Annotated in this window: 16 protein-coding genes; 7 read left to right on the top strand and 9 right to left on the bottom strand. The window is 48.0% G+C overall.

What is annotated here, in order from left to right; all coding sequences use genetic code 11:
* Positions 1–16: 16 nt before the first annotated feature.
* The gene (wrbA, locus tag N179_RS13630) at positions 17–619 is read right to left on the bottom strand and encodes an NAD(P)H:quinone oxidoreductase (RefSeq protein ID WP_023469582.1); all 603 of its coding nucleotides are present in this window, start codon (positions 617–619) and stop codon (positions 17–19) included.
* 226 nt (positions 620–845) lie between these two features.
* Between wrbA and N179_RS13635 the strand changes: the two genes are divergently transcribed.
* Positions 846–2,636, top strand: a complete 1,791-nt coding sequence (locus tag N179_RS13635) for an LTA synthase family protein (protein WP_035395732.1) — start codon at positions 846–848, stop codon at positions 2,634–2,636.
* Between the two features lie 107 nt (positions 2,637–2,743).
* Here N179_RS13635 and N179_RS13640 read toward each other — a convergent pair whose 3' ends face one another.
* The 4 genes from N179_RS13640 to groES all read right to left on the bottom strand — a co-directional run bounded on the left by N179_RS13640 (position 2,744) and on the right by groES (position 6,438).
* Complete coding sequence (locus N179_RS13640) at positions 2,744–3,682, bottom strand: HEAT repeat domain-containing protein (protein ID WP_075643046.1); 939 nt, start codon at positions 3,680–3,682, stop codon at positions 2,744–2,746.
* Between the two features lie 36 nt (positions 3,683–3,718).
* The gene (locus tag N179_RS13645; RefSeq protein WP_023469585.1) at positions 3,719–4,339 is read right to left on the bottom strand and encodes a LysE/ArgO family amino acid transporter; all 621 of its coding nucleotides are present in this window, start codon (positions 4,337–4,339) and stop codon (positions 3,719–3,721) included.
* 141 nt (positions 4,340–4,480) lie between these two features.
* Positions 4,481–6,121, bottom strand: coding sequence for a chaperonin GroEL (gene groL / locus N179_RS13650; RefSeq protein ID WP_023469586.1), 1,641 nt, complete (start codon positions 6,119–6,121; stop codon positions 4,481–4,483).
* 32 nt (positions 6,122–6,153) lie between these two features.
* Positions 6,154–6,438 (bottom strand): co-chaperone GroES, encoded by a 285-nt coding sequence (gene groES, locus N179_RS13655; protein ID WP_023469587.1) that lies wholly within the window; start codon positions 6,436–6,438, stop codon positions 6,154–6,156.
* 220 nt (positions 6,439–6,658) lie between these two features.
* Between groES and N179_RS13660 the strand changes: the two genes are divergently transcribed.
* Both N179_RS13660 and N179_RS13665 read left to right on the top strand, forming a co-directional pair.
* The gene (locus N179_RS13660; RefSeq protein ID WP_023469588.1) at positions 6,659–7,351 is read left to right on the top strand and encodes a CPBP family intramembrane glutamic endopeptidase; all 693 of its coding nucleotides are present in this window, start codon (positions 6,659–6,661) and stop codon (positions 7,349–7,351) included.
* 21 nt (positions 7,352–7,372) lie between these two features.
* Entirely contained in the window at positions 7,373–7,606 is a 234-nt protein-coding gene (locus tag N179_RS13665) for a DUF4305 domain-containing protein (RefSeq protein WP_023469589.1), read from the top strand.
* Between the two features lie 41 nt (positions 7,607–7,647).
* Here N179_RS13665 and N179_RS13670 read toward each other — a convergent pair whose 3' ends face one another.
* From N179_RS13670 to N179_RS13685, 4 genes are all read right to left on the bottom strand, one after another.
* Positions 7,648–7,944: a DUF2089 family protein gene (locus tag N179_RS13670; RefSeq protein WP_023469590.1), complete on the bottom strand. Its 297-nt coding sequence runs from the start codon at positions 7,942–7,944 to the stop codon at positions 7,648–7,650.
* Positions 7,945–7,962: 18 nt separating this feature from the next.
* Positions 7,963–8,250 carry a hypothetical protein gene (locus tag N179_RS13675; RefSeq protein ID WP_075643047.1) on the bottom strand — a complete coding sequence of 96 codons (288 nt, stop codon included), beginning with the start codon at positions 8,248–8,250 and terminating at the stop codon, positions 7,963–7,965.
* A gap of 181 nt (positions 8,251–8,431) precedes the next feature.
* Positions 8,432–9,727, bottom strand: coding sequence for a cation:dicarboxylate symporter family transporter (locus N179_RS13680; protein ID WP_023469592.1), 1,296 nt, complete (start codon positions 9,725–9,727; stop codon positions 8,432–8,434).
* Between the two features lie 179 nt (positions 9,728–9,906).
* A complete protein-coding gene (locus N179_RS13685) occupies positions 9,907–10,965 on the bottom strand; it encodes an NAD(P)/FAD-dependent oxidoreductase (protein ID WP_075643048.1) in 1,059 nt (352 codons plus the stop codon).
* Between the two features lie 184 nt (positions 10,966–11,149).
* Between N179_RS13685 and N179_RS13690 the strand changes: the two genes are divergently transcribed.
* The 4 genes from N179_RS13690 (at position 11,150) to N179_RS13705 (ending at position 14,941) form a co-directional block, all read left to right on the top strand.
* Positions 11,150–11,941 carry an ABC transporter ATP-binding protein gene (locus tag N179_RS13690; protein WP_023469594.1) on the top strand — a complete coding sequence of 264 codons (792 nt, stop codon included), beginning with the start codon at positions 11,150–11,152 and terminating at the stop codon, positions 11,939–11,941.
* A gap of 3 nt (positions 11,942–11,944) precedes the next feature.
* On the top strand, positions 11,945–12,856 hold the full coding sequence (locus tag N179_RS13695) for an iron-hydroxamate ABC transporter substrate-binding protein (RefSeq protein ID WP_023469595.1): 912 nt from the start codon (positions 11,945–11,947) through the stop codon (positions 12,854–12,856).
* 79 nt (positions 12,857–12,935) lie between these two features.
* Positions 12,936–13,937 carry a FecCD family ABC transporter permease gene (locus N179_RS13700; RefSeq protein ID WP_023469596.1) on the top strand — a complete coding sequence of 334 codons (1,002 nt, stop codon included), beginning with the start codon at positions 12,936–12,938 and terminating at the stop codon, positions 13,935–13,937.
* A complete protein-coding gene (locus N179_RS13705; protein ID WP_023469597.1) occupies positions 13,934–14,941 on the top strand; it encodes a FecCD family ABC transporter permease in 1,008 nt (335 codons plus the stop codon). Before N179_RS13700 ends, N179_RS13705 begins: the two co-directional genes overlap by 4 nt.
* Positions 14,942–14,985 lie beyond the last annotated feature (44 nt).

The following is a 14,985-nucleotide window of genomic DNA, read 5'->3' on the forward strand; positions in this document are numbered from 1 at the left end:
TTTAAATTAGGTAATGTTATGAGTTAAGACGGCTTGCCACTTCAACCGTCCGTTTCGCTTGATGGCGCACGGCTGGTTCGACTGATTCGACCATGTTGCCGTCTTGGTCGACAGTGACTGACGTACCATATGGATTTCCGCCCGCTGCGAACAAGACAGGATCCGAATAACCTGGTGCCGCAACGATTGCACCCCAGTGGAACATCGTCGTATAAACTGCGAGAACAGTCGCTTCCTGACCGCCATGCGGATTCTGTGCCGACGACATCGCACTGACGACTTTATTGACGAGTTTGCCTTGTGCCCACAGTCCGCCTGTCGTGTCGAGGAACTGTTGGAATTGTCCTGGGACATGACCGTAACGTGTCGGGACGCTAAAGATAATCGCATCTGCCCAGTCGAGTAGATCCGGTGTCGCTTCTTCGATATCACGTGTGGCATCCGCATGCTTTTGCCACAATGGGTTCGAAGCAATCGCTTCTGCTGGGGCTGTCTCCTTGATTTTCGCAAGGCGGACTTCTGCTCCTGCCGCTTCTCCCGCTTCTTTTGCCCATGAGGCAAGTTGATGGTTCGTTCCGGTTGCGCTGTAATAGATGACCGCTAGTTTCACGTTTGACATGACTTCGCTCCTTTTTTAAAAGACAGTGACGGACGATGGACGTACACGCTTTCTATTCCCGCTTTCTGCGCAAATTAACGTCAATTGTTTGAATTCAAGAGGAAATATAGACCAATTTTTCGACTACATCATGGAACAAGCGAACATGGCTGTCCACATCTGGGCGTTCCACCATCAAACGTTTAGGGTAAAGACCGTGTGACGACACACGTAAGGAGTACTGACCATGGCGATTCGCTACACCCTTTATCTGTTACTCGGCATGCTGAAGTTCATGCTGTTTAGTTACTTTACAAAGACCGATCTTTCGCTCCATTTAACACTCATGAACCTGGCCGGGATGCTGATCCTGTCGAGCTGGACGTTACTGATTCCGTGGAATAAACGCCGCTGGGTCTGGCTCGGTCTACTGCTCGCGCACAGTTTTCTACTGGCTTCCGACATGTGGTACTACCGTTACTTCGAGGACTTTCTCTCCGTCTCGCTCCTCTCACAGATGACGCAGATGAGTGACGTCAGTAGCGGCTTCACCGCCTTGATCGTACCGCAAGACTTCCTCTTGTTCGCTGATAGTTTGATCTTTGTACTACTGCTTTTTGTTTTCCACAAACGACCGGAAGTGACGACGAAGCAAACACGACGCCGGACGGCGGGAATCCTTGCAGTCAGTGGTATCGTCTTGTCTGCTTCGCTACTGACGTACCGGACGCTAACGGAAGAGCGTCAACCGACGGCAACGATCTCCGATATGCGTGACTACTACCTGTTTGGCTTTTGGGGTTATCACGGATGGGATGTGTTTAAAGGCGTGACTGGACGACCCGGCGACGGACTGACGGCACAGGAACAACAGCGCATCAATCAAAAGGAACAGACGAATCCAACGGGTCCGAAGCAGACGCCAAATATCATTCTGGTGCAGCTCGAGTCGTTCCAGGCTTCAGTCATCGACCAGACCATCAACGGTGAAGAAGTGACGCCGAACCTGAATCAATTGAAGAAGGAATCACTCTACTTCTCGTCGTTCTACCACCAGACGCATGAAGGACGAACTTCGGACGCTGAGTTCATCACGAACACGTCACTTTATCCATTAAAATCAGGCTCTGTCTATACGCGATATCCGACGAATGAATTCGAGCCGCTCCCTGCATTACTTGAGAAAAACGGATACGATACGGCAGCGATGCATGCCTACGAAAAAGGCTTCTGGAATCGTGACGATGTCTACAAGAACATCGGTTTTAAGCACTTCTTCAGCCAAAAGGATTATTCAAAAGAGAAGAAAATCGGCATGGCACTGAACGATCAACAGTTCTTCCTCGAATCGATTGATCACATGGAGACGTTGCAAGAACCGTTCTTCTCGTTTTTAGTCGCGCTGACGAGTCATACACCGTATGAAATTGACAAGGAAGACCAGACGCTTGATCTATCTGGTTATGAGGATCCAATGCTGAAACGGTATTATCAGACCGTCCATTACGTCGATACCGGTGTCGGAAAGATGATCGACGAGTTGAAACAACGCGATCTTTGGGATCAGTCTCTCGTCATCTTTTATGGCGATCACGATAGTGGACTTGTCAATGAAGACAGCGAGATGCGCAAAAAAGCGGATATCTCGTCCCCGGTTGCTGCCTTTGAACTCGAGCGCCGCATCCCACTCTTCATCAAAAAACCCGACCAGCAAACCGGTCGGGTCATGAAAGAGAATGGCGGACAGATCGATATCGCACCAACAATCATTGATCTATTGAATCTTAAGACGTCCTATATGATGGGACAATCCCTCGTCGATGATCAACCGAATCTGACCGGCTTCCGTGATGGTTCGTTTCGCTACAAGGACTATTACTATGAAGCGGATTTGACGAAAGCATCCGGTGAAGGCACCTGCTATGACGTCTCGACAAAAAAGAAAGTTGAGCTGAAGTTCTGTCGAAATCAAGTCAAGGATGTGAGTAAGCAGTTAAAGCTGTCGGATAAGATTATTGAGGAGAATGAACTGGAGTAATCAAAGGACATCTGATTTTCTTAAAATAAACAAGCCTGACTTCTCACTAGACGTGAAGAAGGTCAGGTTTGTTTATTGATTGTTATCTCCACCTATCCTCGAGCCCATCAATAGCAAGTAAAATGGTCTTCGATCCATTGCCATTCTTCGTCAAACAAGACTTCTCTTTTTGTTTGAATGATCCAATGAAACAGTTTAGGAATCGCCTGATGGGAATGCTGGTATCGATGTAAAAATCGAAGAGCGATTAGGACTTCATCTGTTTTTATTTGTCGCATTCGCTTCAATAATGTTTGTACACGTTTGATCACCGGTTCAATCGCTGCTTCATCACCATGTCGCTCAATTGCGACTAACGCATACTCTCTCACCTTGCTAGATCGATCTTTTAGTCCATGCAAAAATATTGAAAGATCTGATCTATTTCCAAGTTCACTTAGCGTAGCTAGAGCCGAATGCCTCGCGTCTCCTCGAGAATGATCCAATAAAGGAATCAGATAAGGAACGGCTCGTTCTGTTCCAATCGTGGCTAAAACAAAATTAGCACTCATGATATCAAAAGAGTTACTTGATGTCGTAATCAAACGAATTAGCGCATCTTCTGCTATCTCATCTCGACAGGCTCGCAATGCTCGAATCGCAGCTTCTCGAACAGACGACCGAGAATCGTCTATATATTTCACAATTCGTTCTGTATCAGGAATGCATTGTTGTTTTGCTAGTTCTTCCAAAATGCTTTCGAGAAGACTCGGCTTTGTCTCTTGCTCCAGTTTTTCAAGCAATAACATCCCTGCACGAACATCTCCCGAATTCACACCAATCGTTCCAATCATAAAATAAAGATGTTTTTTTTGTTCTGCTTGTTTCACTTTGTCGAGTAAAGTTTTCAATATCGGAAGCATATTTGCGTCCCTAAAATGATGGACTCTTTCATAAGCCAAGTCGGATGGTGAGCCTTCGTTCGTATAGCACTTCACTTCTTCATGATAGAGGTATTCTTCATCAGACATCTGTTCAACTAAATATAAAATCTCATCGTCCTTCATATCTTGTAGTTGCTCCTTAACCCTTTAAATATCTTTTTAACTTTGTTCTAGAGCAAACTGAATTAATTGATACGATAGCCAGAACATTAAGCATCCTATTCCAAAATCCAGTACTTTCCACGCTTTTGGTTGTTTAAACACAGGAATGAGCCATCTCGATCCATATCCTAATCCAAAAAACCAGACAAATGAGGCAATCAAGGCTCCGATCAAGAAATTGACTTTTTGATCAAACGTCAAAGTCCCAGCAATACCACCGATGACGACCACCGTATCTAAGTAGACATGTGGATTTAAAAGTGTGATTGCTAATGTGAGTAAGATCGTTTTGTGAATGGGCATGATTTTAGAATCTGTTGAAACATCCATTGTATGTGATGACGAAAATGCACTACGAAAAGATTTAAATCCATACAAGAGAAGAAATAGTCCTCCGACAATCGCAAGACCAACATTTGCAAACGTATTATTCTTAATGACGGTACCAACTCCCAGTACGCCCGTACACATCAATAACACATCGCATAAGAAACATACTAGCGCTACCCAAAAAATATTGTTTTTCATTAAACCCTGTTTAAGAACGAACGCATTTTGAGCGCCGATTGCGACGATGAGCGTACCCGACGTTACTATACCTTTTAAAATTTCATTCACTTGACGTCTCCTCTCTCGTTATCTTTATTTCTAAAATGACGAGTACTGTTTATGTAATTCTTTCAACTATTAAGTATACTATCGCAAACAAAAAGTACCGAACCCTACTTACTAGGATTCGGTACTTTTAGATGAAATGTCTTACATCATTCCGCCCATTCCACCCATGCCGCCCATATCAGGCATTGCAGGAGCAGATCCGGCTGGTTCTGGTTTATCGGCGATGACGGCTTCTGTTGTTAAGAACATCGCTGAAACGGACGCTGCGTTTTGAAGTGCTGAACGCGTTACTTTCGCTGGATCGACGATTCCTGTCTCGATCATGTCGACATACTCGTCCGTTGCCGCATTGTAGCCCATTCCTGGCGCTTCATGCTTGAGACGCTCGACGATGACCGAACCTTCTTGACCTGCGTTTTCCGCGATTTGACGAAGCGGTGCTTCAAGTGCGCGAAGCACGATGTTGACACCTGTTGCTTCGTCACCTGTTGAGACCGACAGAATCGATTCGACGGCTTTCGTAACGTGAATGAGAGCTGTTCCCCCACCTGCTACGATACCTTCTTCGACCGCTGCGCGTGTCGCGTTAAGTGCATCTTCAATCCGGAGCTTGCGTTCTTTGAGTTCTGTCTCGGTTGCTGCCCCGACTTTGACGACTGCTACGCCGCCTGCGAGTTTCGCCAGACGCTCTTGTAATTTCTCACGATCGAAGTCACTTGTCGTCTCTTCGATTTGCGCACGGATCGTACCGACACGTGCTTCGATCGAATCCCCGTGTCCGTGACCTTCGACGATTGTCGTGTTGTCTTTTGAGACGACGACTTTCGACGCGCGACCGAGTTGCGTGATTTGTGTTTCTTTCAGATCAAGACCGAGGTCTTCTGTGATCAATTCTGCGCCTGTGACAATTGAAATGTCCTCAAGCATTGCTTTCCGGCGGTCACCAAAGCCTGGTGCTTTGACTGCTACCGCGTTGAACGTACCACGGAGTTTGTTGACGACGAGTGTCGCCAGTGCTTCGCCTTCAACGTCTTCTGCGATAATAAGGAGTGGTTTGTTTTGTTGAACGACTTGCTCGAGGACTGGAAGAATCTCTTGGATGTTCGAGATCTTTTTGTCCGTGACGAGGATGTACGGGTTCTCAAGGACCGCTTCCATCTTATCTGAATCCGTAATCATGTATGGTGACGCGTAACCACGATCGAACTGCATGCCTTCGACGACGTCGAGTTCTGTCGTGAAGCCGCGTGATTCTTCGATCGTGATGACACCATCTTGACCGACACGTTCCATCGCTTCTGCAATCAATTGACCAACTTCTTCGTCCGCTGCTGAGATTGCTGCGACTTGGGCGATTGCTTCTTTACCTTCGATTGGTTTTGCGATCGTGTGCAACTCTTCGACAGCGCGACGGACCGCTTTTTCGATTCCTTTACGGATGACCATCGGGTTTGCGCCCGCTGTAACGTTTTTAAGACCTTCACGAATCATCGCTTGTGCGAGGACTGTCGCTGTTGTCGTACCATCCCCTGCGATCTCATTCGTTTTTGAGGCAACTTCTGCAACGAGTTTTGCACCCATGTTCTCGAAATGATCTTCGAGTTCGATTTCTTTTGCGATCGTCACACCATCATTCGTGATGAGTGGTGAACCGAACTTCCGCTCGAGGACGACGTTGCGTCCTTTTGGTCCGATCGTGACTTTGACTGCATCCGCTAATGCGTCGACCCCGCGGAGCATTGCTCGACGTGCTTCTTCACTGAATAAAATGTCTTTTGCCATGACTGAAATCCCCCTTTAGATGATTGACTGAATTACTCGGCTACTGCCAAAATATCGCTTTCGCGTAAAATTAAGTATTCATTGCCGTCGACTTTGACCTCTGAACCGGCATATTGTGCATAGATGACGTGATCTCCGACACTCACTTCAAGTGGTACACGTACGCCTTGCTCTGTCACACGGCCTGTACCGACAGCGACGACTTTACCCTCTTGTGGTTTTTCTTTCGCTGACCCAGGAAGAACGATTCCTCCGAGTGTTGTTTCTTCTTTTTTAACGACTTCGATCACGATGCGATCACCAAGTGGTTTTAACATGCGAAACATCCTCCTTGAAAATGACTGTTTTTTAGCACTCACTTTAGTTGAGTGCTAACATATTTTTATCTTATACGCTTTCTCTTCTGAATTCAAGCCTGAACCTTTATCCGTTTTCCCGAAATCGACACCTTTGAATCATCGTCAATCGTGCGCCAAGACCGTTTGTTTGTTACAATCGGGACAGTACCTTCATTACAAAGGAGTTGTGTCCTGTACGATGAAAAATCCAATCAGTCTGCCTTTCGTGATGGCGGAGAAGTGGCAAAAGCGTCACGTCATTCCGATCATCATCTATCTGATCGTCCAATTGGTTCCGGGTTCGTTCCAGTATTTCCTTCCGAAAAACGTCATTGCTGACGTCGCCGGTTGGTGGCTTGCGATCGGCTTCACGGTCGCCGTCATCGTCTCCTACTACTGCCTGCGTCCCGATTGGCAGAAGTGGAAGGCAGAGGGACGTCAAACCGATCCGATGGATACGTTGAAATGGATCGGAATCGGGATCGTGCTCCTGTATGCGCTCTTGATCAGCGTCAACTTGATCGATGCCTGGATGGCAGGCGGGATCGAGAATGTCGCGAAATCGCAAAATACGGATCAGATCATCCAAGCGATCCAAGTCATCCCACTCCTTCAAGTCATGGTCGTCCTGCTCGGACCGATCATGGAAGAGTTCTTGTTCCGGCATATCCTGTTCGGGAATCTCTCCTCGAAGCTCGGTTTCTTCTTCAGCTTCATCTTGACGGGTGCCTTGTTCGGACTGATTCACCAAGACAACAAATTTTTAATCTATGTCGCGATGAGTTTTGTCTTCTCGCTCGTCTTCGTCAAGACGCGCCGGATCATTGCTCCGATCGCCATCCATGTCTTTAACAACGGAATCGTCGTACTCGCCATCTACGCGATGTCTTAATTTACGAAAGGTCGTGTTTTCATGCGTCAAAGCTCGAACTTCATGGCAGTATTCTATGCCATATTCGGTATTCTCTTCATGTTCCTCGCCTACAACAACTCGGTCGAAGCAGGAACGGTCTTTAACTTCTGGACGATCCTGCTGACGTTGTTTGCCGCGATCGACTTCTACCGTCTCTACTTGATCTTCCGCTTCCGCGCAGCAGCAAAGAAGATGATCAAGAAGGAACAGGACAAAAAGAACGACAAACAATAAAAAAACGAGATTTCCGTCAGACGGGAATCTCGTTTTTTGGTTTATTCTTTCGCTTGACCCTTGCGGTAGGAATCGATGATCGTCTTCGCCACATCGAGACTCAACCGTTCATCTAAGACCAAGTTCTTGATCATATTGACGAACTCGACATCCTCTTGCTGCACCGAATCAATCCGCTCGATCAACTGGTTCAACTTCGCCCGGACGGTCGGGTAGGATACTTGATAGGCAGTTGCCATATCCTTTAATGAACCAGAGCTCAAGACGAACTTGCGGATGAACTCGAGATGCTCCTGTTCGAGTGCCAGTACCCAAGCGGGCACGTCTTGTCGTTCCATCGTGTTCCCTCACTTCTCTTACAAATCTTGAATCTCCATTCGTTCTTTTTCACGCTTCAGTTGCTTGCGACGTGAGTTAACTCCCATCTCGGCCATTGAGATCATGAGTGATAAACAGGCAAACGTTCCCATCCGAATCACTGACTCCCGATCCGACGTGTGTGGTCCTGTTCCGAAATACCAGTAAATTCCGAGCCCGATGATGATCGCTGGAATGATGAGGCTCCAGACTCTTCCTCGCCGTGCTAAGTAAAATTGTACGATACAGACTATGACAATACCAATGACGATTCCTACCGTTTCCATCCTATCGCCTCTCCCCTATGATTATATCAATAATATTAACTTTATAATTAATAATATTCAACATAATTTTAACTATAATCAAAAATAAGGGATTTTATTTAAAAACAATCGACTTTAATCTATTTTCAAGGACGAAAAAAAGAAGGACTGACGATTCAGTCCTTCCTTATATTTACGACAATCACGCACTGCGGACGTCGTCTTTTTTACCTTCTGTCGACATGAACGTCTCGAGTTGGTCTTCGTCAAGGACACCTTCCCACTTCGCGATGACGAGTGAAGCGAGCGTGTTTCCTGTGACGTTGACGACCGAGCGCATCATATCCATGATTCGGTCAATCCCCGCGATGAAGGCAAGTCCTTCTGCCGGGATACCGACCGTACCGAGTGTTGCGAGTAAAACGACGAATGAGACGCCAGGAACGGCAGCCATCCCTTTTGATGTCAGCATTAAGACGAAGACAAGCGTCAGCTGTGTTCCAATCGAGAGATCAATCCCGTACATCTGTGCGATGAACAAGGCTGCGAGCGCTTGATAAAGCGCAGATCCATCAAGGTTAAACGAATAACCCGTCGGTACGACGAAACTGACGATTGATTTCGGAACACCCATCTTCTCGAGTTTTTCCATGATCCGTGGCAGTACCGTCTCAGACGACGCCGTCGAATACGTCAGCAAGAGCTCATCCTTAAAGATACGCGTGAAATCAGATACCCGAATGCCAACCCACTTCATGATGGCACCGAAGACGACGACCATGAAGAGAAGCGCTGTGACGTATAACGTCGCAATCAATTTAAACAATGAACCGAGCGATTCAATCCCGAACGTCGAGACCGTGACACCGATTAAAGCGAAGACACCAATCGGCGCAAATTTCATGACGATATTGACGAGATTGAACATCGCTGCTGCGACGCCTTCAAAGAAACGAACGACCGGTTGGCCCTTCTCTCCTGCAAAACCGACACCGAGTCCGAATAAGACCGAGAAGAAAATAATTGCAAGCATGTCACCGCGGACCATCGCGTCCAAGATGTTCGTCGGGACGATGTTGACGATCTTGTCGACGAGTCCTGCGTCTTGTGTCGTCTCTTCCGTTTCGACATATGTCGAAATGTCCGTTTTATCGAGTGTCGACATGTTAATACCAGCACCCGGTTCAACGAGATTGGCTGCGAACAGCCCCGTGAAGATGGCGATCATCGTCACGATCGTGAAGTAACCGAGCGTTTTGACGCCAAGACGTCCGAGACTTTTCGGACTACCGACTGATGAGACACCGAGGACGATCGTCGTGAAGACGATCGGAACGACAATCATTTTCATCATCCGGATAAAGATGTCACCGATTGGCTTGAGCCACTCCGCGACATGGGGATTCCCATAAAATACACCACCGACTGTGATCCCGAGAATCAAGCCGATTAAAATTTGCCAGGCAAGACCAATTGGCTTACGTTTCGTAGTTGTCATACTCTTCCTCCTTATACATCCGTCTTACTTGTATCCTACATGTAGTGGAACATAAGTAGAATTTTGTCCTAAATACAGTACGTTGTCAAATCATTCTGTTATAGTACAAAACTAGATTCTGTATAAAAAAACGTCCAAAATCCGCTTGTTTCCAAGCATTTTGGACGTTTGAACATTATTCAAGATTGTTGATTGACGCGTTCCTCAATCAACGCACGATTGCGTTTTTTAAAGACTTCGTTATGTGACGAGACCATCGCCACTTTTGGCGCTTCCGGCTCAATGAAGCGTTTTGCCCGGTTGACGGCATTCGCCGCATCTTGAAAGGCACCTGAGATCAAATGGACCTTCCCGTCGTGTGAAAGAATATCTCCGGCAGCATATAGTCCCGGTACACTCGACTCGCTCGCTGCGTTACCCGCGATATAGAAGTCATCGACCCGTGCGATATCGAGATCACAGGCGTCAAGCAGTGCCGCGTCCTGCTCGTAGCCGTGATTGATGATGACTTCATCAATTGGAATCTCAACGATTTCCTCTGTTTGACAGTCGATCAATTCGACTGATGCGATCCGTTGATGATCAGGACTTGCGATCAGCTTGTGAATCGTCGTGTTGAGGAGACAAACAGCCGAACTTTTAACGAGCTGGTCGACTTGCGCCTCGTGCCCCGAGAAACAATCCCGGCGATACGTGACGTAGACTTTTTTCGCGACCGGTTCGAGCTCGTTCGCCCAGTCGATCGCAGAGTTCCCACCACCTGAGACGATGACGGTCTTTCCTTTAAAGCGTTCAATCGATTTGACCGTATAGTTCAAGTTCGACACTTCAAAGCGTTCCGCACCTTCGACTTTTAATTTTTGTGGATTGAGGATGCCGCCGCCGACCGCGACGATGACCGTCTTCGAATAATGGATCCGACCCGATTCTGCTTCTAAGACGAAGTTGCCGAAGACGTCTTTTGCGATCGAGATGATCTTTTCATTCAATTGAACAGTCGGTTGGAACGTCAGTCCTTGTTCGACGAGTTGAGCCATGAGTTTTTCACCAATGATCGGTGGCTGTCCGCCGACGTCCCAGATCATCTTTTCCGGATAGACGTGCAATTTTCCTCCGAGTTCTGCTTGATACTCGATCAATTTCGTCTTCATGCCCCGAAGACCACTATAGAACGTCGAATATAACCCTGCAGGTCCTCCGCCGATGATCGTTACGTCGAACAACTCCTGTTCCCTCATCTCGCTCACTCCTCATCTTTGATTACGATTGATTATCATTCTCACTCCCTCATGATAACGTGAACATCTCTTGAACACAAGAAAAAATGTTGACAGCGTTTTTACAGGACTGGTATGGTTAATGAGACGATAGTGATAATCATTATCATTGAAAACGGAGAGAACAACGAAGGAGTCGTCGCGTATGGTACGTCTAGCAACAGAAGAAATCAATATCGGCTACGGTGATCGTCCCATCGTCAAAGACTTGTCCGTCCAAATTCCCGATCGACAAATCACGACGATCATTGGGGCGAACGGATGTGGCAAATCGACTTTATTGAAAGCGATGACACGGATCATTCCTCATCAATCAGGACGTGCATTGCTCGATGGTCTCGATATCGCCAAGGAAAGTACGAAGCTACTTGCCCGGAAAATGGCTATTCTGCCACAAACTCCAGAGAGCGCAAGTGGTCTGACGGTCGCAGAGCTCGTCTCATACGGTCGTTTCCCGTACCAAAAAGGATTTGGACGCTTGACGAAACACGATTACGAGATCATCGATTGGGCACTCGAAGCAACGGATACGATGGCATTTAAACATCGTCCCGTCGATGCGCTGTCGGGTGGTCAACGTCAACGGGTCTGGATTGCGATGGCACTCGCCCAAGAGACGGACATCATCTTCCTCGATGAACCGACGACTTATCTTGATCTCGCCCACCAACTCGAGGTACTCGAACTACTCGAGCATCTCAACCGGACTGAAGGACGGACGATCGTCATGGTCCTGCATGATTTGAATCAAGCGGCACGGTTCGCCGACTATATCATCGCCATGAAAAACGGTGAAGTCGTCAAAGCCGGAACGTGTGAGGAAGTCATCGCAAAAGACGTCTTACAAGAAGTATTCCATATCGATGCTGAAATCGGACGCGATCCGCGGACGAACAAGCCGATGTGTATCACCTACAACTTAATCAAGGGAGATTGAATCATGAAGAAACTACTTTTACCGGTTCTACTCATTCTCACGCTCGTCATCGCAGCGTGTGGCAATACGGAGAAAAAAGACGACGCAGCGTCTGGGTCGAAAAACGAGACGATTACGTACAAATCGGAGAACGGTGACATCAAAGTTCCGGCTAATCCAAAACGTGTCGTTGTTCTCGCTGGTTTTGCCGGTAACGTCATGGCACTCGACGTACCTGTCGTTGGTGTCGATTCGTGGTCAAAAGCGAATCCGAAGTTCGACAAGCTCAAAGATGTCACGGAAGTATCGGAAGAGAACGTTGAAAAAATCATCGAACTCGAACCAGACTTGATCATCGGCTACTCAACAACGAAAAACCTTGATAAAATCAAAAAGATTGCTCCGACGGTCACGTACACATACGGAAAAGTCGACTACTTGACGCAACATATCGAAATCGGTAAATTGCTCAACAAAGAGCAAGAAGCACGCGACTGGGTCAAAGACTTTAAAACACGCGCTGCTGCTGCCGGTAAAGACATCAAAGCAAAAATCGGTGAAGATGCTACTGTTTCTGTCATCGAAAGCTTCGATAAACAACTCTACGTCTTCGGCGATAACTGGGGTCGTGGAACAGAGATTCTCTATCAGGAAATGAAATTGAAAATGCCAGATAAAGTCACGAAGATGGCATTAAAAGACGGATACTACGCGTTGTCACCAGAAGTCCTTCCTGAATACGCAGGCGACTACCTCATCTTCAGTAAGAGTGCGGAAGCGGACAACTCATTCACGAAAACGGATACGTTCAAGAACATTCCAGCCGTCAAAAACGATCGTGTCTTCGAAGTCGATTCGAAGGAGTTCTACTTCAACGATCCGCTCACACTCGAACGTCAACTCGAGTTCTTCAAGAAAAGTTTCCTTGGCGCATAATGAATAAGGGAGGGAACCTGCGGGATCCCTCCCTTTTTTTTGCGGCTCACTCACTGAATCAGAAATGGAGGCGACATTCATGTCAGCTGGTCGAATTCCGTTCGGCATTAAAATCACACTCGGTCTCGTCCTCTTTTTCGGGATGTTCTGGATCGCAATGACGTTCGGTGCTGCCGATACGACGACGCGCGAAGTCTGGAACGCTTTGACGTTCGGACCGTTGAATGAAAAAGCAAAAATCGTCCAAGAAATCCGCTTGCCACGGGAACTGGCAGCAATCCTCGTCGGTGCGGCACTCGGTGTCTCAGGTGCCATCATGCAAGCAATGACACGCAATCCCCTCGCAGATCCTGGTCTGCTCGGTCTGACAGCAGGTGCGAATGCGGCACTGGCGCTCGTCATCGTCCTGTTCCCGAAAATTGACTACTTCGGGATCATGATCGCGTGTTTCGTCGGAGCAGCACTCGGGGCAGCACTTGTCTTTGGAATCGGCGCTTCGAAAAAAGGCGGCTTCTCCCCGCTCCGGATCGTCCTTGCTGGTTCTGCGATCTCAGCGTTTCTGTATGCGATTGCAGAAGGCATCGGGATTTACTTCAAGATTGCCCAAGATGTCTCACAATGGACGTCCGGTGGACTCGTCGGGTCGACCTGGGGACAACTGCAAGTCATTGCGCCAGTCATCGCAATTGGAATTTTGATTTCGTTCATTTTCTCACGACAATTGACAATCCTCAGTCTTTCGGAAGAAGTCGCGCTCGGACTCGGACAGAACATCCAGCGGATCAAAGCGGTCCTCTACGTCGTCGTCATCCTGCTTGCCGGTGCTGCCGTAGCCCTCGTCGGTAACATGGCATTCATCGGGCTGATGATTCCGCATATCGTCCGCGCGATCGTCGGGACGGACTATCGGTTCATCCTGCCGATGACCGCGATCTTTGGTGCGACGTTCATGTTGCTTGCTGATACGATTGGACGGACACTATACGCACCCTATGAGACGCCGGTCATCGCGATCGTTTCGATGCTCGGGCTACCATTCTTCCTCTTAATCGTTCGGAAAGGAGGGCGTGCTTTCTCATGATGGAATCTCGTTTACGCCGTCGCCAGCAACTGACGTTTTGGACGTTACTGGCACTATTGATCGCAACACTCGTCGTCAGCATCGGTCTTGGACCTGCTTCCCTTTCGTATGATCGTTTACTGCCGACGTTACTTGGAAACGGTTCGTTCAAAGAGGAGTTCGTCCTCTATTCGCTCCGCTTGCCCCGACTGCTCATCACCGTCATGGCAGGAATGGCGCTTGCCTTATCGGGTGCCATCTTACAAGGGATCACCCGCAATGAACTCGCTGATCCTGGTATCATCGGCATCAATACGGGAGCTGGCGTCGCCGTCGCCTTGTTCTTCCTGTACTTCCCGACCGATGTCGGGTCATTCATCTATCTGTTACCGATCGCTGCCTTCTTCGGTGCACTCGTCACCGCGACAGCGATCTACCTGTTCTCGTACGACCGTGTACAAGGACTCCAACCGATCCGCTTGATCTTAACGGGTGTCGGCTTCTCGATGGCACTGTCTGGAATCATGGTCATCCTGATTTCGTCGACGCGTCGTGAAAAGGTCGACTTCATCGCCAAGTGGCTCGCCGGTAACATCTGGGGGACGGACTGGATCTTCGTCTACTCACTCTTACCGTGGTTACTCGTCTTGATTCCGCTCACGTTCTATAAGGCGAATAAGCTCAATCTACTTGCCTTGAATGAACCGGTCGCGATTGGTGTTGGCGTCGCGATTGAAAAAGAACGGATCCAACTCTTGTTGACAGCCGTCGCGCTCGCTGCTGCTGCCGTCTCCGTCACGGGTGGGATTTCCTTCATCGGTCTGATGGCGCCACATATCGCTCGTGCGCTCGTTGGACCACGCCATCAGTTCTTCCTACCGATTGCCCTTTTACTCGGCGGCTGGTTGCTTGCGTTCGCTGATACGATTGGACGCAATATCGCGGGACCAGACGGTGTACCGGCTGGGATCGTCGTCGCCTTGATTGGAGCACCATACTTCATCTATCTACTGTTGAAGAAATAATCAAAAATCCGTATCAATCAGCGTCTTTCACTGATTGATACGGA

It is taken from the genome of Exiguobacterium indicum HHS 31 (assembly GCF_001939065.1).
GTDB lineage: Bacteria > Bacillota > Bacilli > Exiguobacteriales > Exiguobacteriaceae > Exiguobacterium_A > Exiguobacterium_A indicum.